A 19,989-nucleotide genomic window follows, 5' to 3' on the forward strand; every position below is an offset into this window, starting at 1 on the left:
CTATATTCACGCCTCTTTAAGGCTGTCCGTCTTTAATTCTTCGTAGGCTGATTGGAATTTTTGAATATCCCCCGCACCCATGAAAATAATGACGCTGTCCCTGTATGCCAATAATGGGGAAGTATCTGTCTCATTGATCAGATGCGACCCTTCAATTTTTTCACGGAGATCGTGAATGGAAAGCTTTCCATGATTTTCACGCGCAGATCCAAAGATGTCGCATAAGAATACATGGTCTGCTTCGCTCAAACTCTTGGCAAAATCTGTTAGGAACGTCTGAGTCCTTGTGAAAGTATGAGGCTGAAAAACAGCTACTAATTCTTTCCCCGGGAACTTTTGCCTTGCTGATTCGATCGTCGCTTTTATTTCCGTTGGATGGTGGGCATAGTCATCGATGATGATTTGATCCCCAAGTACTTTTTCGGTGAACCTTCTTTTTACGCCGCCATAGCTCATGAATTGCTTCTGTACAGCTTCCGCATCAATCTCTTCATAATGGCAAACCGCAATGACTGATAATGCATTAAGTACATTATGATCACCATATTGAGGGATTTTAAAGCTTGCATAGAAATTGTTCCTCACAAATACGTCGAAGGATGTACCAGTTTCACCCCTCTCCACATTCCTTGCCTGGAAGTCATTCTCTTCATCAAATCCATAGAATAGCACCGGTACTTTTGCCTGGATTTTTTGAAGCTGTTCATCATCGCCGCATGCAAAGATCCCTTTTTTCACTTGAAGAGCCATTTCCTGAAACGCGGAAAAGACATCATCGATATTGGCAAAATAATCAGGGTGGTCAAAATCGATGTTTGTCATAATCGCATAGTCAGGGAAATAGGAAAGGAAATGTCTTCTGTATTCACATGCTTCAAATACAAAATACTCCGCATCCGCGTCCCCTTTTCCGGTACCGTCCCCGATCAAATAGGATGTAGGTTTAGCCCCTCTCATAATATGGGCCAATAAACCGGTAGTGGATGTTTTGCCATGTGCTCCTGTTACAGCGATGCTTGTAAAGCGCTGCATGAAGTCGCCCAGAAATTTATGATATCTGATGACCGGAAGCCCTAATTTTAGCGCTTCGTCAATTTCTTCATGAGTATCTGGATAAGCATTTCCTGCGATCACGGTCATTCCAGGCTGAATATTTCCGCGCTGAAAAGGCATGATTTTGATTCCTGAATCCTCAAGGGATGCCTGAGTGAAAAAGTATTTCTCAACATCAGAACCTTGGACATTATAATTCATATCGTGAAGGACTTGCGCCAGAGCGCTCATTCCTGAACCCTTAATGCCTACGAAATGGTATAAAGTCATAATAGAACCTCCAACATTCGTCTATCTGTAAGCAGTATATGAAATCAATCTTTTTTTTGCGATGGTCCACATTTCTGATCATGAACTCATTAAATTTAAATTAAAAGTATTTAACGCAATTTTCATATTGAATCATTATAGCATTAATTATTCACTGTGACTATGTAGTGTCTGTACATCAGGGGAAAATGCATATTTCATACTATTTTCTTTCAAATAGGTGCGCCATGCCAAACCATTATGTTCCAATGATGCTTTTTTATAATCCTTTAAGAGCATGTCAATCCTCTCAGGGGTATTTACCACAAAAATATCTCCGACTAACATTTCTTTTGTCAATAATGGAATTTTTCTTAGAAAAGCGTATCCTTTAGAGACATTTCTCGAAGCGGCGGACTTAATCTGCACCTCTTTGCACGAGGCCGTTAAATTCCTCGCCTTGAATTCTCTATCTGAGTGAACTTCAGTGATTTCGACGGGCTCCAGGGCTGCAGTCAAAAAGAGAGCCCCTTGTATAAAGTCGGGCTCTGTCCATTGCTGCTGCCGGCTGTACAAAAATGTATGAAAGATTGTTTTGCCGCTGATTGTTTTATAATCAAAAAGGAACCATTGAAAAAATGCTTCTTCCAGCCAATCGGAAAGGGGCTCGGCATTCGAGATGCCGGTCATGCTGCAAAAAATATGCTTTCCCCTCACCTTTTCGCGGATATTGGCAGATCGTTCTGCATATCCACGGGCCATATCATAGATATTCGAGGCTTTTTCTTCAGCCAAACGCTGCTTTTTCTCCTTGAACTCATGAAAATTCAACAAAGAATCTGCTTTGTTAGGCATGTCAATTCCATTCCACTTTTTCTAATCTAGGATTAAGGCGGAGTCTCCTTCCAGCTTTCGCCTGCGGAGCACCGTCAAGCACCACGTTATCTCCTGTAAATCCAATATTGATCTTCAATAGACTGCTGCCGATGCCATACATGTCGACCGGTACACCGGATTTTTCAAAATCCATAATACGATCTTCGCTGAATCCACCTGACACGACAATCTTTACGTGGCCAAATCCCTCATCGTCAAGGGCCTTTCTCAATGCAAATATCAATTGAGCATTGACACCGCGGGGATCAAAAGTACCTAAAAGATGCTGATTGCGCAAGAAATATTTATCAATCATGGTCCTTGAGGTATCCACTCGGACGCCTTTTAAATCTTGGCCGAATTCCCTTGCAACCTTAAGTGAATCAGTAATGACATCATTATTATAATCCACCAATGAGATCAATTCGTCTTCAGGGAAAGTTTCCTGATATGCCTTCGTTGCTTCCACGATATCTCCATTGAACAGTTGTATCAAGGCATGAGGCATAGTCCCCATTCCCTTTTTGCCCCACCATTCACTCATTGCGTGAGTAGCCTGCGCCGTAGCGCCGCCGATGAATGCAGCATATCCATCGCCTGCTTGTGTAGTAAAGTGGTCATCACGGTCTCCCATGAAAATGACCGGTTTTTGCTTGCCTGAAACGGCTGCCGCTTTGACTACATTATATACATTCGTAGCAACGGAAGTCCTTCTGGCTAAGATGCCATCAATCAATCCTTCCAGGTAGCCGAAATCCTGATATCTTCCTTCTATTGTGAGCACTGTTTCAAACGGGCTGATCTTATCCCCGTCTTTTAATGACTTGATGACTAATTCTTCGGGATTGTCCGAAAATGTATGAAGCAAGGCAATCACTTCATCCGTTCCGCACAGAACAGCTTCATTCTTCTGGAAGAACTGCATCGTGACACGGCTCTCTGGTTTGAATTTACGTGCGATTTCGCGTGTTTTTAAAAAATAGACAGCCGAGAACCAGCCTTCCTTCACTCTTTCGTCGAACTTAAATGTATGATTCGTCAAGCGGTTGATTTTCCCTTGAACTTTTAACTCGATTTCCTTCATTCTCAAAAGCTCCTTAAAAAGTCACTTTGCCCATTTTCAATTGCAGAAAAGGACTTGATTACGTTTAGTATGTTTAGACATAAGTAAAGAATACCATGTTCTATAAACTAGGACTAGTATCCTGAATCGATTCTAACTCACCTTCGGAGATTAGTACATCCCTTGGCTTGGTCCCGCGTGATTCAGATATGATTCCTTGCTTTTCAAGCAGGTCGATCAAACGGGCTGCCCGGTTATAGCCGATATGGAATCTTCTTTGAAGGGAAGACGTCGAAGCGCCGCCTTGGTCGACAATGAATTCACACGCTTCAAAAAAGAGCGGGTCTTCTTCTTCAACAACTTGCGTTTTCTTCAGCAGTTCTTCCTGTTCGAACAGATAATCGGGCTCCTGTTGTGAGCGTACATGATCGACAATCATATCAATCTCATCATCGGAAACAAATGTACCTTGCAGCCTGAATGGCTTGGATGCCCCGTTTTCCAGGAACAGCATATCCCCTTTGCCTAAGAGCTTTTCTGCTCCGCTGATGTCGATGATGGTCCTTGAATCGATTTGAGAAGAAACCGAAAACGCAATCCTTGTCGGAACATTCGCTTTGATCAATCCTGTAATGACATCCACCGACGGCCTTTGAGTAGCGATGATCAAGTGGATTCCGCATGCACGGGCTTTTTGGGCAATTCGACAAATCGCCTCTTCTACATCGGCCGGGGACATCATCATAAGATCTGCCAATTCATCGATGACGATGACAATATAAGGAAGCTTGTCGCTGTATTGTTTATTTTTCTCTGCTAAATCATTGAATCGAGTGATATCCCTTGCACCCGCATGGGCAAATAATTGATAGCGCCGCTCCATTTCTTCCACCGCCCACTTCAAGGCTCCCGTAGCTGCTTTGACATCTGTGATCACCGGACTGACAAGGTGTGGAATATGGTTGTAAGGGGCCAATTCCACCATTTTCGGGTCAATCAACAGAAGCTTTAATTCATGCGGCTTTGCTTTATAAAGCAAACTTAAAAGAATGGAATTGATGCAGACGCTTTTTCCTGAACCCGTTGCACCTGCAATCAAGCCATGCGGCATCTTTTTTAAATCTGTGACGATCGGATTCCCTGAGATATCCAATCCGAGTGCAGCTGTCAAAGGCGAGCTGCTCTCTTGGAAGGCTGGGCTTGAAATGATTTCACTTATCCAGACAGGTCTTCCCGATTTGTTCGGTACTTCGATTCCGATTGTATGCTTGCCCGGAATCGGTGCTTCAATCCTGATATCCTTTGCTGCCAGGCTTAATTTGATATCGTCGGAAAGATTTGTAATCTTATTCACTTTTACACCTGGAGCGGGCTGTACTTCAAATCTTGTGACAGCAGGTCCTTGAGTGACATTCACGACTTGTGCCTGAACATTGAAGTTAGCAAGTGTTTCATTCAATAATTCACTTTGCTGCCTGAGCCAATCATCACTTGGCTCTTCATCTACCGGAGGATTAAGATATTCGTATGGCGGCAGGGAGTATCCATTTGACAGCCCCTTATCATTTTCCACTGATCCAGATAGAACTTCTTCCACTGCAGGCTTTTTTTCCTCCATTACACATGGAACAGGCTCATCTTTAATACTGGCTTCAATGGAAGGTCTGACCATTCCTACGCTTTTTTTTTGTTCATATTTTGTCCGGTCTTGTTTTGTCATGATGACATTAAACGGCAGGTGTGAACGTTTCTTTTGTTCTTCTTGACGGACTTCTTCTATTCTCTCAACTGCTTCTGTTTCTTCTTCGGCTTCAAGTGCAGCAGAAGTTTCAGTTGATTGCATGGCTTGTTGTACAAAGGAATGATCCTCAATATCTTCAGAAGCTTGCTCTACTTCCTCATTTATCTCCTGAGTGTCCTCAACTTTCAGAATCTCTTTATCTTCTAATATTTCAGACTCAAACGATTCCATTTGAGGTTCAATAATCGTTTCTTCAACAGATGTAACCTGCTCTTCAGGCTCTTCTCTTGCTTCAATGATTTCATCCGTTTCCTTCAAATTAATATCAGCTGCCTCTGTTTTTTCTAGGATCGGCAGCGGGGTGTGTTCCATTGCTGGAGATATCTCTTCTTCCTTCTTAAAAAGGGATGAAGGAATATCTATATTATTTGTAATGGCAGCAGTGACAGTTTTTATTCCGCTTAATTCAATTTCAACTTTTTCATTAGGCTTAGGCCGATTGAAGCCGTATATCGGCGAAGGGATTTCAGTCGGTGTAAAGGGCCTGCTGAGTTTCGGTTTGATCGTGGGACGGCTCGTATGGTTGTGCTGTTCATTTCTAGAGGGCTCATCCTTCACCGGCAGCTTCTCTTTTTGCTTTTCTAAACCCTTTGGCAGCGGCTTCTCTTTTTTCAGTCGTACATCCTGCTTCTCTACAGGCTGCTGCCTCATTTGCTGTCTTCTTTGCTCCCTTGCCTTTCCTTGATCAGGAATCAATGGGAAACGGAATTCTCCTTTTGGATACTGATAGGTCATTCGTGTTTCAATTTCTTTTCCTTTGGATGCCCTCTGGGGTCCTTCCATTTGAGATGGAAGTTCAGAGCTTTCATGTGTTATATGTTCATATTCACCTTCGATATTTTCATCTGATTTGAGTATTTTTGCGATTTTTTTAAACCAGCTCATATGTATCACTCTTTCTGTAGTAATCTTTCTTATTGTAACAGTTTCCGACAGAATTTCGAGCGAATATATAAAAGGACACAACGAAAAACTCGCTGTTTAGACAAAATCCACTAGAAAAAACGACTCCTTTTTCCCATCACATAACAAAAAATGTAATTAATTCTGGGATATAAGAGAATTCAAAGGACTCCAATCCCCCTATTTTTTTAGTAATTAAAGACAAAAAACCGGCTCCATTGAGCCAGTTTTCGTTTACAAATTTCATTCATATATGCTTAAAAAATAAATGGCTGTCCTGCGGAGTATTTTTCATCTTCCAATACAAGGATTCCTTTTTCTTGAGGGGCATCAGGCAGAGCCAATTCCCTTGCTGAGCAAATCATCCCGCTTGATGGGACACCCCTTAATTCAGCATCCTTGATAATCATTCCGCTTGGCATTACAGCCCCAACTTTTGCTACTACCACTTTTTGTGCTTCATCGACATTCGGTGCACCACAGACGATTTGAAGCACTTCTCCGCTGCCTACATCCACTTTGCAGATATTCAATTTATCCGCGTTTGGATGTTTTTCTTTGGACTGAACATATCCGACAACAAATTTTGGAGAAAAGTCAGCTTCCAACTTATCTTCAAACCCATTTTTAGAAAGGGCATCATTGATAACAGCCAATTTTTCTTCATTCATTTCGACAGATCCGGACTCATTCAGTTCCAAGTATTGGGATGCGTTGAAAAGATTAAAACCAATCAATTCCTTGGATTCGCTGTTATTAATTTTTACGGCATCTCCTTTGCGCTCAAAGGAGTGAACCTCTCTTTCTGCATCACCTAAGACGATGATTAACGTATCGCCGATTCCTTCTTTATTATAAAAAACGTTCATGATCTCTTTTTCCTCCTTATTTTTTACGATTCTTTCCTAATATGAATATCGGGTCCAATTCGCCATTTTCATATAAAAATGACAACGCGGTAATCGGAACAGTGCCAGCTGCGAAAAAGCTCATTGTCATTTGGGCCAGGATGTCATATCCTGTTTCATTGCGGATATCCCCAATGATTAATACGTCCTGATGGGGAACAGCGAGAGTCATTTCCCCTTCCATTTTCTCAGACATGCCCTCGAGGAATGAAGCATTGAGAATCCTGCTTGCATCATATCCATCGTTTGTATTAAGGAAATAAAACTCATTCCCGGCAACGTTGTCAGATTTCATTTTCACAGGCAGGGATCGGACGTTGAAAAGAGCGGTTTCCTTGATATGCTCCTTGCTCCATCCTTCCTGAGCTGAAAACTCTTCATCAATCAGCCTGTAGGTATTCCCGAGATCCAAGGCGTAGTAGATTCGGGTTTCTGCAGTATGCTCGTCCGTGATAAAAGCTGTACCTTCGGAGCTTTCCATTGGAAACGAAGTGGAGCGGATGACAGGAAAGATATTCTTTTCTTTTCCTTTTCCTTCGGTTTTCGTGCCCATTACACCGAGGGCTTCGTTTACATAGTAAACAACTTCATCAATGGCTTTTTCTTTTTGCTCCTGCCACTTTGCCACGATTCCCGGCAAGGTGATATTGATTCCTTTTTTTGTGTCCGTATTTTCTATGCGGAGCACTTCTTTTTCGCGGTCATATGTAAAAGTTCTATGCGGCGCTTCTAATCGTGCCTGCAATTCTTTTTTCATTTTGATTGTGTCCATTTTCATTTTGACCCCTCCTTCTAGAGTAGGAGATTGAATTGCCATGTTTCATTTTACAATAAAACCCCCTGCAAGTACAAAACGAGTTTACGGAAATTCCGCAAACTCGTTTTGAGTCACAACTAAATTATAACCCTTTAATGAATGATTCGATTTCTTCTTTTGTTTTTCTGTCTTTGCTTACGAATCTTCCTGTTTCTTTTCCTTCGTTGAATGCAACGAAGCTTGGGATGCCGTATACGTCCAGTGCTGCGCATAGGTCTATGAATTGATCTCTATCTACATAAACGAATGTGAATTCAGGAAAGTCTGCTTCTACTTCAGGTAGGAATGGGTCAATGAAACGGCAATCAGGACACCAGTCTGCAGAAAACATAAAGATATGCTTTCCGGTATTTTTTAATTCCTCGAACTGTTCCATTCTTTGCAATTTTTCCATGTCTATTTGCCTCCAGTTTCTATCTTCATCTGGCCAAATTTAATCCAGCCGCGTTTCCTCATATATTCCGATAGTATCAGGCTGATGACTGCAGGTCCAATGATATGCAATAGCAGGACCTTGATTAATACTTCCATGGAAAAGCCCATAGTCGTGAATGCCATGATCTGCCCCACGAGGCCGCTCGTTCCCATCCCGGCACCTGCTGGATTGTTCTCCATCGGGAATAGCGTTGTACCAAAAGGAGCCAAAATGACTCCGGCAACAGTGGGTGGAACTAATATAAGCGGATGCCTCACAATATTAGGCACCTGAAGCATCGAAGTCCCAAGCCCCTGTGCGAGCAGACCGCCCATTTTATTTTCACGATAGCTGCTGACAGCAAATCCAATCATTTGCGCACTGCAGCCAATCGTTGCAGCACCTGCAGCAATACCGCTTAGTCCAAGCATAAAAGCAATGGCCGCACTTGAGATCGGCGCAGTCAAGGCAAGCCCCATCAATAAGGCAACAAGGATTCCCATGATGATTGGCCTTTGCAGTGTCGCCCAGCTGATCCAGCTCCCGAACATCGTCATAAAATCAGCAATAAATGGTCCGATCAAGTAAGCAACTGAATACCCTGCAAGAATCGTGGCGAATGGCGTAACGATAATATCAATTTTTGTTTCCTTGCTGATTAGTTTACCGATTTCACAAGAAATTAATGCAGCCGCGTAACTGCCCGCAGGACCTCCTAGTTCTGCACCTGCTGCTCCTGTTATGGCACCTGCAAAAATGACCAACGGCGGAGCACCCAGCCCGTAAGCAACAGCTACTCCAATGGCGGGACCCATCAAACCCATTGCCAATGTCCCCATATCTATGAAAAACGGCAGATGAAGCTGTTCGCCTATCGTTTTCATAATCAGTCCAATGATCAGCGAACTAAACAATCCTAGTGCCATGTATCCGAGTGCATCAATTAAATAGGCCTTAACAGAAACATGAACGCCTTTTCTTTTAAGAAATTCTTTCATCCATATCCCCCTCATAAACATCTTTTCAATTTACTAGTGTAAAGACAGTTGTATGTTTTGTCTAGACAAATATTACATTGTTCTTAAAGGTCGAAAGGACTTTTAGAAAGCAAAAAACGCTCGTGGGCATCCAAATAGAATGCCCACGGGCGTTTTTACTTTTTATTTCGATATTCAGCGGAAGAAACGATTTCCATCATCATTTCTGCGGTGGAAGCAACCTTTCTTGTTTTTACTTCAGTCGTCATCTTGATGCCCCCGATGCCCGTACTGACCTCGTAGAGATCCTTCTTCACCTTATTGATGATAAGGAAGCCAAAGCGGCCATCGTCTTTATATGTTTTTGTTAGATATGGCGCCTCTCCCTGCCCGGTGCTCATCTTGTAGACAAGGTCGCTGTCTTCTGCTTCTTTTGTATTATAAAAAAGGATATAGATATTGGCACCTTTTTTTAGTATGACATTATTTGCGGTCTCTTTTTTGACAGACATCCCAAAAGGAAGATGGACTTTTAATTCTTTCAGTTTTTCATCTGCCTCTTTCGGTTCTGCTTCAAAAGCCTTTTTCACCGAAGACGCAGCATCCTTCGATTGGTCTTTGATGGATGCACTGCACCCCGCAGAAAAAAGGAGTACGGCTGAAATAATGGCAAATAGCAAGTTCTTTTTCATGATGGCTTCCTCCCATTAACTTGAAGCTTTATACATATGTTACCCTTATATGTAAAATTTTTTCAAGCTATTGATGGAGAATTTAAGATTTCATATGATAAAGGTACTGTCCGACAAGAAGCTTGAGGATATGTTCGAACATCTCATCCCTATTGACCAGCCCTCCTGAAAAGATGCCTACAGCTCCATTTCCTTTACCTACATCTTTCATTTGACAGAACTGATCCATGACCGGCCCCAATTCCAAACCGCCTCTCAGCTTTTCCGAAATTTCATTCGGCAGCAAAATCCTTGCTCCTCCTGCAACAATCGGCTTTTCATTTCCAAATGATAACGCTCCCCAATTACACAAGAATAATCCGTTCTCTGTTTCCACTACACCGCCTTCAAGACCGATCCCTATATCAGCCCCGGCTACTTTCCTGGAAAATTCAGCCCTGTTGATTGCTCCTTCAATTGTTTCCTTATCTGAAAACGGCTGGCTGCTAACGCCGGAGGGAGCATCAATGCTGACTACCTCGATATTCTCAAATTCATTTGAAACGATATTTTTAACTGCATTCACCTTTGCCGGATTTTTTGATCCAATGGCAGCCTTCACATCGTACACCTTCCTTTTATGACAAAAGCGCAAGCGCCTTGTTCAGCCCCGACCAGCATAAGACGGAACTCGAGGGAAATCCTGATTTCCGTAGAGGTACGGCTTATGACTCGAGGGGCTAGGCGCTGGAGCTGGATGCCGATTAACTTTTATCAAAATTACTCATAAGGTAACATTTTATAATATCCTAGACAACATGGAAAAGAGGGGCTGCATGATGCGCATCCCCCCTTCTAAAATTGATAATCTCAGCTTCAGCTATTCTGTCTGATTGACTCGACTGTTGTGCGGTCGCATGATTTGACTAATTTCACAAGAAGTTCTTTAGCAGCTGCATAATCATCGATATGGATCATGGATGCATGTGTATGGATGTAGCGTGAACAAATTCCTACAACGGCACTCGGCACCCCATTATTGGATAAATGGACGCTTCCTGCATCTGTACCGCCTTGTGAGACAAAATACTGATATGGAATTTTATTGGTTTCAGCCGTATCCAAGACGAATTCACGCATCCCTCTATGCGTCACCATTGAACGGTCTAAAATGCGAAGCAATGTTCCTTTGCCCAGCTGTCCAAATTCATTCTTATCCCCTGACATATCGTTTGCAGGACTTGCATCCATTGCGAAGAAAATATCAGGGTTGATCATATTGGCAGCCGTTTTGGCTCCCCGCAGTCCGACTTCTTCCTGTACTGTCGCACCTGAATATAAGATATTTGGCAGTTTTTCATCTTTCAATTCTTTTAGCAGTTCAATGGATAAACCACAGCCATAGCGGTTATCCCATGCTTTTGCCAGGATTTTCTTTTCATTTGCCATTGGAGTGAAAGGGCAGATCGGGAGGATTGGCTGTCCTGGCTTGATGCCAATTTTTTGAGCATCCTTTCTATCATCTGCTCCGATATCAATCAGCATGTTTTTGATATCCATCGGCTTATTGCGCTGTTCATCTCCTAATAAATGTGGAGGAATGGATCCTATGACACCAATCACGGGGCCATTGTCTGTAATGATTTGGACCCTTTGAGCCAGCAATACTTGACTCCACCAGCCGCCAAGTGTCTGAAAACGGATCATTCCATTCTCTGTAACGGAAGTCACCATGAATCCTACTTCATCCATATGGCCTGCTGCCATCACGACAGGGCCGTTCTCAATTCCCTTTTTCACCCCGAAAATGCTTCCAAGGCCATCTTGCACAATTTCATCTGAATATTTCTCAAGCTCTGAACGCATGAATGCCCTTACTTGATGCTCATTCCCGGGAGCACCGGGCAGTTCAGTCAATGTTTTAAAAAGATCCAACGTTTCTTGATTCATCTGAAAAGTCTCCTTTAAATGGATTCTATTATGTACCCTTTTATTTTACAGAACTTTCATTTCCGTTGCCACCTATGTGTCGTCGAATTCACAGTCAATTCCGAAAAATAAGTTGCTTCATTAGGTGTATTGAATATTTTTTAGTATAATTAAGATATCATTGAAATTGGCTGGAGGGTAAGAGGATGAATTGGAAATCATTTGTCGCAGGGGCAGCCGCAGGAATCACAGCCGGCTTCCTCATGAATGAAGCAGTGAAAAGAAACGTATCCGTTTCTGCAGAAAGTGTCCTGGCAAAAGTTAAACGCGCTTTCAAAGAAGATGGGCCGATTGACGGGTCATGGATCCAAATGAAAGCAGAACCTTATCAAAAACATGCTATAAAAGCGGATGTTTACCGGGGCGGCATCTCCCGCCAGCGAAATGGACAGCTGCAGCAATTTGAATTTATCGCAGATGCCCACACAGGCACAGTGATTGATATTAAGCTGATTTAAATCAAAAGGCATTCTCCTCAACCTAGTGAGGGGAATGCCTTTTTTGCTCTCGAGAAATGAGTTATCAGCGGTTACGTTTCACTTCATCTGCAATACTGCCGTCTTTCCCCCATTTAACCGCTCTATAAATGGCGTCATGATAGAAGAAGAACCATGCCCCCTCCTCGATTCCTCCAGGGATCCATTTTTGCTTGGCTTCAATTGAATCCATTGGATAGTCATCGTAGGCAAGGACCCATAGGACGTTTTGATGGGCATGAGTAGGCATTAAATCAGCCATATGAACGAGCTTTTCTTCACCTGTTTCAATGACGATGATGGAATGGCCGTCGCTATGCCCCCCTGTGTGGAACATTTTGAGGCCTTTTACGACTTCCATTTCTCCGTGGAAAGGAATGACTTGTTCTTGAATGGCTTCCCAATTTTCTTTCCAATATGTATTCCGGGAGCGTATATTCGGGTTCCTCATTTCATTCCATTCGACATCTGACGTATATATCAGGGCATTTGGAAAAGCGGAGACCATCTTTTCTCCTTCCCATTTTGTCAATCCGCATGCATGATCAAAATGCATATGTGTCATGCAAATGATATCGATGTCTGCAGGCGATAGATTTAATTCCTTTAATTCTTTTTCGAGCTGGGATTCTTCTGTAACCCCGTAGTTGCGCTTTTGTTTATCTGTAAGCTTTCCGGACCCGATGCCTGCTTCAATCAGGATATTCTTTCCTTCCAATTGTAAAAGAATAGGATCTGTCCTTAACTCAATCTGATTTTTTTCGTTTACGGGATATTTATTCTCCCAAAGCGGCTTAGGGACGACGCCGAACATGGCTCCTCCGTCCATATTTGTGACGCCTCCGTTTAGCCATGTCAATTTTACATTTCCAACCGTTAATGTTTCCATCATGCATTCCTCCTTTGTCCATAATCTATTTTAACAGAATTATCAATTATCAAAAAATAAAAGGAGTCCCCGCAGTCGGGAGACTCCTCCATAGATCACTATTTATTTTGATATCTCGCTTCGCTGCGGTAGATTCTTTGCCCTTTGGCCGAGAATTTTTCTTCGTACTCGGTCATGATATTGCCTTCATAGTCGCTTTTGTGCAGATCAAGACTGACGTAGGTCAACAGCAGGCCATACTCGGAAAAGCTTGTAAGGGAGTATTCAAAAAGCCCTTGGTTATCTGTCTTGAAATGGATCTCTCCACCATCGACAAGGATGTCTTCGTAAATCTTCAGGAATGATTTATATGTCAGACGCCTTTTCGCATGTCTTGTCTTTGGCCATGGATCAGAGAAATTCAGATAGACCCTGTCAACATCGCCTTTAGTGAAGTATTCTTTCAGGTCTTTTGCATTGACGTTCAACAGCTTCACATTCGTCAGCTCTTCCTCAATGATGCGGTCCAAAGCAGTCACAATGACGCTCTCAAACAATTCAATCCCAAGGTAATTTACATCAGGGTTTGCTTTTGCCATTTCTGTTACAAATCGCCCTTTTCCCGTACCTACTTCAATATGGATCGGGTTGTCATTGCCGAAGATTTCGGACCATTTCCCACGGTGATCTTCTGGATTCGCTACTACATATTGAGGATTTTGCTCTATTTTATCCTTTGCCCAAGGTTTATTTCGTACACGCATCTTGACACCTCATTTTCCTTTTTATCGTTGAAAACAATACCATGCTTATCCATTTCGCGCAAGTACTCTTAAAAATCCGACGATACGCGAGTATGAATAAATAAAAAAAGAATCCACAGAATAACCATGAATTCTTTTTTTGAAAGGAATGATTCGATGTCACTGACGTATGAACATCAAATGCAGATATTGAAAGATATATTAAGCAACCATCAGACAGATTGTTGCGGTTCGGTTTCAGAATGTGAGCAAGTGGAGCGTTTAGTGAAATCTTTAATGGCAAATACAGCTATTTCAGATAATATAAGGCCCGTTTTACAGCAAATTTATGATTATAGCCATAATGGCATAAGTGCACCCAATTTAAATGATCATATCAATGGGTATCAAGAAAACCTCTCCCAATGGGTGAATGATATGAACAGCTACTCTTAAAGAATGGATTGCAGGTACTCAAGCCAGTGATTCATTTCATGGAAGCGTCCCTTGGCTTTATGCCATTGGATGGAAAGCAGGGTCTGGGAAACGACATACCATTTCATCCTGAGCTTCAGGCTGTCGGTCAAAGTCATTCCATACTGATTCAGCCAATCCTCCCATTTGTCCTCCGGGATGTACCAATATAGGAGCATTCCTATATCAATGGCAGGATCAGCGATCATCGCGCCGTCCCAATCGATCAGATACAGCTGGTTGCGGTCCGAAAGCAGCCAGTTGTTATGATTGACATCCCCATGGCATACCACATATTCATCGAACTGGATGAACTCGATGTTTTCCTGCAGAAAAGAAATGGCTTCATTCACTTTAGGCAGTTTCAACAAATCAAAATCAAGTGTGGTCTCCACTTCAGCCAGCATCATTTCTGGTTCAAAACGGACTTTGCCAAGACGTTCAAGCATCGTCAGCAGTGGCTTGGAAATATGAATTTTATTTAATAGCTTTGCTACACGATCTTGCAGCATCTCATCAGGATCAAGTTCCCTCCCGCTCAGCCAATGCTGAGCAGTAATGACATCGCCGTTTTCCATCCGCTTGGTCCATACAAGCTTCGGAACGATTCCTTCTGCGGACAGCACAGCAAGGAATGGAGAGGAGTTACGCTTCAGAAAAAGCCGCTGCTCTTGATGCTTAGCAAAAAAAGCTTCTCCCGTTGCCCCCCCGGCGGGCACTATTTCCCAATCTTGATCGAATAAGTGTTCCAACATGATTCACCTTCGTTTATGTTTCGTTGTAGGATGTGTGCTGAAAAAAATCATTCAAGAAATCACAAAAAGTTGAAGTGCATTGCATTTCAACTTTGAATCTATTTAAAGTGGATAATTTATGAACTTAAAACTATCATATTCCATAAATTTTATCGTTTCTTCCCCATCTTCGTCAAGTTTACCCTTTTCAATTTCCTTCCGGACCGCATAAAGCTGCGGATTCCGCAGCTTCATACTACACACAATGTATAGCCCTATGCTACATAAATCATCATACTGATGGCTTCTGCTTCCACCCATTTTCCTTCTGCAGTTTGCAGGTTCTCTAAGAACATCGATTGTCCATTTCCTAAAAGCATCCATCTATTTTTGATTTCCGGGAGTTTCACTTTCTTTTTCTCATCTGGATTCAACACTATGAAAATGTGATTCCATTTTCCAAGGTGTCCTACATCCCGATAATGGAACCCGATTGTATTCCCTTGAATCGGAACAATCTCAATATGTTCCTTGATCTCTGAATGACCGCTCATCCTGAATGCGGCATGCATTTTTCGAAAGGCAATCAAGTCTTTGATATAGTTTACATTATCTTGGAACTCCAGACATCTATCCCAGTCCAGCCAGTTGATAGAGTCGGGTTCTTTATAGCTGTTGTCGATGCCTTTTTTGGTACGGAAAAATTCCTGGCCGGCATGCAAAAAAGGAATGCCCATTGCGAGGATCGTGATGGATGTAGCGAGTCTGTGTCTTTTTTGATTCAGCTCAAACTCACCAGGAAAGCAAAAATTGATTTTATCCCATAATGTATGATTATCGTGCGATTCCACATAATTAATGGATTGCCGAGGGGAAAGGAAGATTCCTTCTGCACCTTTATGGCACCCGCTGCTGCCCATGAATGCCTCAATGGCGGAAGGGACAAGCCTGCTTTTCCCCAATGCATATCCACGGTTATATAAGTCAAAGATGCTCCCTTTGATAGTGTCGCGGAAGAAATCGTTGAAAAAGGATATCCCAGGCATCTTCTTGGCATTTTTCAACGCTGCTTTCTCTTCTTGTGGAAGCGGGGTGTTTAGATCCCATCCCTCTCCCAATATCAGACAGCCCGGATGCAATTCTTCAGCGAGTTTCTTTACTTCTGACATCGTTTGGATATCCAAGATTCCCATTAAATCAAGCCTGAACCCATCCACTTTGTATTCTTCAAGCCAAAATCGAACGGAATCTAATATGAACTTCCTTCCCATCCGCCGGTCAGAGGCAAAGTCGTTCCCTACTCCCGTTCCGTTGGAGGGCATTCCAAATTCATCGTGGCGGAAATAATAGCCTGGAACCAATTGTTCAAAAGAAGATGTTTCTCTGATATACACATGATTGTAGACTACATCCATTATGACCGCGAGTCCTTTGTGATGGATGGCGTCTATCATATTCTTTAATTCCGTGATCCTTGAATAGGGGTCATTTGGATTTGAGCTGTAGCTCCCTTCAGGCACATTGAAAAACAGGGGATTATATCCCCAATTATAAGCATTATCTGTATTTTCATCGGGTATGCCCCCGAAATCATTGAAGGGCAGAAGTTCCAAATGAGTCGGGCCTAAATCTGCAATATAATTCAGTCCGGTTACCTGGCCGCCATCATTCATTGAAGGGCTTGCAGAAAATCCAACATATGTTCCTTTCTGGTCTATACCGCTTTTCGGATGGCTTGTTGCATCTCTTATGTGGACTTCATATATAATCGCATCGTTAGGTGAGGAGAACACCGGGCGGGAAATTCTCTCTTTTCTTGTTTTGTTCAAGTCAACTATGACGCCCCACTCGCTGTTTTTGGAAACAGCCACTGCATATGGATCAACAGCCTGCCTCCATTCTTTATTGACGCAGACTTCGTATTTGTAGAAGATTCCGTCCATGTTCTCCTTGATCTCCAGCACCCAAGCCCCTTTTTCCTTTCGAATCATGGGCCATTTTTTGCTTTCTGATGTCCCCGGATGAAACGTTATGAGATTTGCTGCAGCTGCAGACGGCGCCCACAGGGTGAAACTACTTGATTCACTGGAATAGCTGCAGCCCAGGAACCCATTGAAGTAATGCATTTCGTCAAATGCAGAGGTTCTGATGACTGAACCGATCTGAAGGTCTGTTTTTTCTCCAAACTCATTTATGATGTAATGGATCTGCCCAAATGGAGGCGTTTTCTGCAATTTGCAAATATACTTCTTTTCAGTCTCCAGAAGAATCGCTTCTTGGACTTCCAACTTGCTTATTCCATCTCCCGTTTCCAGCCAAAAATCGGCAGACTCTCCATTCCGATGATGATAGGGAATGAGAACTGCCACTGTATCCATTGAATCCAGATATGCCTTATATAATCGCTTCTCCTGATCCATCACTAACACCTCTTATAAAATCACCCAGCTATTTGGACGAATCTCGATATGTACAGGGGTCTTCCCAATATATTCCCCGTCTGCATGGACAGGGATGGCGCTTTTGGATTCTATCGTGATGTTCTTTCCTTCGAACGTCTTAACTTCTTTGAATCGGATATGGCCGCCCCAAAAAACAGAAATAAAAACGGTGAGGAGCTTCCATTTTGGCAAGCCATTCAGGACAGTAATATTGAATAGACCATCGTTCGGCTTTGCGGCAGGGGAAATTTTCATTCCACCGCCATAGTATGGATGATTGGAGACCGTAATAAACCACATCCGCGGGAAGTGAAATTCCTCCCCGTCGATATGAAGGACAGCGGGTCCCGGTTTATAGGATATAAGTTCCTTTATTAAATAAAATGCATAGATCAGCTTTCCAAGCGACAGCTTGTTCAGCCACTTTTTCAAATTGGATTGATTCGCTTTGACTGTAATTTGAGCATCAAAGCCTGCACCTATACTATTCACGAAATGCCCTTTTGGATACTCTGAGGTATGGAATGAACCGGCATCCAATTCCATTCCTTCCTCTTCCATTAACGCAAGTATGCGCTTCAAGCTATCCCTCGGGCTCTTCGGCAAACCGAATCCCCTTGCGAAGTCGTTCCCGGATCCAGCAGGTATATAAGCCACCTTCATCCCTTCAAAACCAATTGCCCCATTGATCACTTCATTGACTGTGCCGTCGCCGCCGACAGCTGTGACCACTGCACGGTCCTCTGGCAATCTGGCAATCTCATTAACTATTTCAGTCGCATGCTGGGGGGATTCTGTGAAATGGATAGAATGCGGCGAGTCTTGCAGCTCTTTTTTCAGTTCGTTCCAAATCTTCAGGGAATATCCATTCTTTGCTTGCGGGTTGACAATGAAATGCAATGCAGCCATCAATCCATTTCCTCCTCTTCGATAAGGAGGTTATTGTCAGCATTCCATCCTTGCCGTTTAAATCCAACGGTATGGGTATGCTCAAATAAAGCCTGTACTGCTTTTAACTGCATATGTTTAATTGGAGAATTGAGATTCCTCTGCTGGTCAAACCAATCATTGAATGTTCGTTTATCCAAGAGAGCCGTATCGTATGGGCCATTTGGATAATCAATATAGCCGTCCCTGAATACAACCGCTTTTTTAATAGGAAACTCTACTTGATGAAGTTGAAAAATACGGGCAATTATTTTTTCCATACGTGACAAAGCTATAAGTGGATTCAGTGTCTTACTGGAATCTTTTCCATCCCTTTTTTCCCAGAAGTGCTCTTTGGAACCTATATAGACAGCATCCTGATTACCCTCCAAAAAAGTCAAACACCAAATGGCGGTTGGTGAAGCAACCATGATATCCATATCAACCGGTGCATTTTTCACTAAGAATACAGGCTCATATAAGACAAGGAACGAATCCGGGAATCTTTGCAGCAAGAAACGAAGCTTCACGTCGTCAAAATACTTATCATCGATATATGACTTCGCTGTTATGGTAGAGCTTGCCCATTTCAATTGAAAGGCAAGGAGCTGATTCAAAAAATCCTGTTTCAGCTCATCTTCTGTCATTGGATGATCTGAATGAAACGTGAAGGCTGGAACCTCATCTTCCGTCTGAAAAGGGACTTCGCTCTCTTCCTCTGCTTGGTCCCTCCTGAAAAAGTCCTTTACCTTGTCAAAAATGCCCTGCTTTCCTTCGACCATTTGCTTGAATTCTTGGAGTTTCAGAAATTCGGCATCCCCATTTTTTTGGTCTTCCCATTCCTGTTTCCATTTTCCCCAATGCTGCTTCTTCAATCGAATATATTGGGTCGGATAACGATAAATATCAGTTTCGTATCGGGAAATATAGTCTTGAAGTTTAATTAGCTGCGCCATTTATTTCTCCCCCTCTGCTGTCTCCTTAAGAATCCATTTTTTAACTGCTTCATATTTAGGAATCCGATCAAGATGTGTCTGATAGAGAATGATTTCGGAAATACTAAACGAAGGTTTATCAACTTTTGCTTCGGAAGCTTTTCGAAGTTCATCGCTGCTGAACAATTTTTGTCCATCCCATTTTCTGGCCAATGTTATGTGGGGATTGAATGGCTTCTTATCTAATTCCATACCTGCTGATTCAACCGCTTCTTTGACAGCATTCTGCAGCCTATTAAGATACTCGGGCACATGAATTCCATCTCAGAAAACCCGTGGGGAATCCTGCTTTCCAAAAACACCAAGATCGGCTAAAGATGCGGGGAGATCACTGTATCCCGCAATGGCTTTAGCAACATTCTCCTTCACTTTAAGAAGCTGTCTTTCCGGAACCTCTCCAAGAAAAGCGAGAGTTAAATGGTAGTCCTCCCAATGCACCCATTTTTTGAAGGGAAACGGATTTTTGATTTCTTGACACCATTGTTTCAGAAATTGCTTCACTTCTTTTGGAAGGGAAACGGCAATAAAATAATGTGGTTTTGTCATTTTCAACGTCCTTTAATTAAAATCGTTATTCATATTTTAGCAAAATTTCCACTGTTTCACACA

The 19,989-nt window shown here is 42.6% G+C and carries 21 protein-coding genes; 2 read left to right on the forward strand and 19 right to left on the reverse strand.

Annotation, left to right across the window (positions count from 1 at the left end; all coding sequences use genetic code 11):
* Nucleotides 1-6 precede the first annotated feature (6 nt).
* The 11 genes from murC to DFR59_RS08450 form a co-directional block, all read right to left on the reverse strand.
* On the reverse strand, nt 7-1,323 hold the full coding sequence (gene murC, locus DFR59_RS08400) for a UDP-N-acetylmuramate--L-alanine ligase (RefSeq protein WP_114745178.1): 1,317 nt from the start codon (nt 1,321-1,323) through the stop codon (nt 7-9).
* Between the two features lie 147 nt (nt 1,324-1,470).
* A complete protein-coding gene (locus DFR59_RS08405) occupies nt 1,471-2,157 on the reverse strand; it encodes a hypothetical protein (RefSeq protein ID WP_114745179.1) in 687 nt (228 codons plus the stop codon).
* A 1-nt stretch (nt 2,158) separates the two neighbouring features.
* Nucleotides 2,159-3,262, reverse strand: coding sequence for a nicotinate phosphoribosyltransferase (locus tag DFR59_RS08410; protein ID WP_114745180.1), 1,104 nt, complete (start codon nt 3,260-3,262; stop codon nt 2,159-2,161).
* A gap of 100 nt (nt 3,263-3,362) precedes the next feature.
* Nucleotides 3,363-5,927, reverse strand: coding sequence for a DNA translocase FtsK (locus DFR59_RS08415; RefSeq protein ID WP_114745181.1), 2,565 nt, complete (start codon nt 5,925-5,927; stop codon nt 3,363-3,365).
* A 275-nt stretch (nt 5,928-6,202) separates the two neighbouring features.
* The gene (ytpR, locus tag DFR59_RS08420; RefSeq protein ID WP_114745182.1) at nt 6,203-6,814 is read right to left on the reverse strand and encodes a YtpR family tRNA-binding protein; all 612 of its coding nucleotides are present in this window, start codon (nt 6,812-6,814) and stop codon (nt 6,203-6,205) included.
* 16 nt (nt 6,815-6,830) lie between these two features.
* Complete coding sequence (locus DFR59_RS08425) at nt 6,831-7,625, reverse strand: DUF1444 domain-containing protein (protein ID WP_114745276.1); 795 nt, start codon at nt 7,623-7,625, stop codon at nt 6,831-6,833.
* A gap of 127 nt (nt 7,626-7,752) precedes the next feature.
* Entirely contained in the window at nt 7,753-8,064 is a 312-nt protein-coding gene (locus tag DFR59_RS08430) for a thioredoxin family protein (protein ID WP_114745183.1), read from the reverse strand.
* Between the two features lie 2 nt (nt 8,065-8,066).
* Nucleotides 8,067-9,083 (reverse strand): PTS sugar transporter subunit IIC, encoded by a 1,017-nt coding sequence (locus tag DFR59_RS08435; protein ID WP_114745184.1) that lies wholly within the window; start codon nt 9,081-9,083, stop codon nt 8,067-8,069.
* 155 nt (nt 9,084-9,238) lie between these two features.
* Entirely contained in the window at nt 9,239-9,754 is a 516-nt protein-coding gene (locus DFR59_RS08440) for a hypothetical protein (RefSeq protein WP_114745185.1), read from the reverse strand.
* An 82-nt stretch (nt 9,755-9,836) separates the two neighbouring features.
* Complete coding sequence (locus DFR59_RS08445; protein WP_114745186.1) at nt 9,837-10,355, reverse strand: DUF84 family protein; 519 nt, start codon at nt 10,353-10,355, stop codon at nt 9,837-9,839.
* A gap of 254 nt (nt 10,356-10,609) precedes the next feature.
* The gene (locus tag DFR59_RS08450) at nt 10,610-11,683 is read right to left on the reverse strand and encodes a M42 family metallopeptidase (protein ID WP_114745187.1); all 1,074 of its coding nucleotides are present in this window, start codon (nt 11,681-11,683) and stop codon (nt 10,610-10,612) included.
* Between the two features lie 185 nt (nt 11,684-11,868).
* On the opposite strand from DFR59_RS08450, the gene DFR59_RS08455 reads away from it, so the two are divergent.
* The gene (locus DFR59_RS08455) at nt 11,869-12,180 is read left to right on the forward strand and encodes a PepSY domain-containing protein (protein ID WP_114745188.1); all 312 of its coding nucleotides are present in this window, start codon (nt 11,869-11,871) and stop codon (nt 12,178-12,180) included.
* Nucleotides 12,181-12,244: 64 nt separating this feature from the next.
* Here DFR59_RS08455 and DFR59_RS08460 read toward each other — a convergent pair whose 3' ends face one another.
* Both DFR59_RS08460 and trmB read right to left on the reverse strand, forming a co-directional pair.
* The gene (locus DFR59_RS08460) at nt 12,245-13,087 is read right to left on the reverse strand and encodes a YtnP family quorum-quenching lactonase (protein ID WP_114745189.1); all 843 of its coding nucleotides are present in this window, start codon (nt 13,085-13,087) and stop codon (nt 12,245-12,247) included.
* 98 nt (nt 13,088-13,185) lie between these two features.
* Entirely contained in the window at nt 13,186-13,830 is a 645-nt protein-coding gene (trmB, locus tag DFR59_RS08465) for a tRNA (guanosine(46)-N7)-methyltransferase TrmB (RefSeq protein WP_114745190.1), read from the reverse strand.
* Between the two features lie 156 nt (nt 13,831-13,986).
* On the opposite strand from trmB, the gene DFR59_RS08470 reads away from it, so the two are divergent.
* The gene (locus DFR59_RS08470) at nt 13,987-14,265 is read left to right on the forward strand and encodes a YtzH-like family protein (RefSeq protein WP_114745191.1); all 279 of its coding nucleotides are present in this window, start codon (nt 13,987-13,989) and stop codon (nt 14,263-14,265) included.
* Here DFR59_RS08470 and DFR59_RS08475 read toward each other — a convergent pair.
* The 6 genes from DFR59_RS08475 to thpR form a co-directional block, all read right to left on the reverse strand.
* Complete coding sequence (locus DFR59_RS08475) at nt 14,262-15,035, reverse strand: phosphotransferase family protein (RefSeq protein WP_114745192.1); 774 nt, start codon at nt 15,033-15,035, stop codon at nt 14,262-14,264. The genes DFR59_RS08470 and DFR59_RS08475 overlap by 4 nt on opposite strands.
* A gap of 257 nt (nt 15,036-15,292) precedes the next feature.
* Complete coding sequence (pulA, locus tag DFR59_RS08480; protein WP_114745193.1) at nt 15,293-17,437, reverse strand: type I pullulanase; 2,145 nt, start codon at nt 17,435-17,437, stop codon at nt 15,293-15,295.
* A gap of 12 nt (nt 17,438-17,449) precedes the next feature.
* Entirely contained in the window at nt 17,450-18,367 is a 918-nt protein-coding gene (locus DFR59_RS08485; protein WP_114745194.1) for a diacylglycerol/lipid kinase family protein, read from the reverse strand.
* Complete coding sequence (locus DFR59_RS08490) at nt 18,367-19,341, reverse strand: nuclease-related domain-containing protein (protein WP_211318537.1); 975 nt, start codon at nt 19,339-19,341, stop codon at nt 18,367-18,369. Before DFR59_RS08490 ends, DFR59_RS08485 begins: the two co-directional genes overlap by 1 nt.
* Nucleotides 19,342-19,632, reverse strand: a complete 291-nt coding sequence (locus DFR59_RS08495) for a 2'-5' RNA ligase family protein (RefSeq protein ID WP_158538355.1) — start codon at nt 19,630-19,632, stop codon at nt 19,342-19,344. It abuts the gene before it with no gap.
* A 12-nt stretch (nt 19,633-19,644) separates the two neighbouring features.
* On the reverse strand, nt 19,645-19,926 hold the full coding sequence (gene thpR / locus DFR59_RS08500) for an RNA 2',3'-cyclic phosphodiesterase (RefSeq protein WP_114745196.1): 282 nt from the start codon (nt 19,924-19,926) through the stop codon (nt 19,645-19,647).
* Nucleotides 19,927-19,989 lie beyond the last annotated feature (63 nt).

This window comes from Falsibacillus pallidus, from assembly GCF_003350505.1.
Taxonomy (GTDB): domain Bacteria; phylum Bacillota; class Bacilli; order Bacillales; family DSM-25281; genus Falsibacillus; species Falsibacillus pallidus.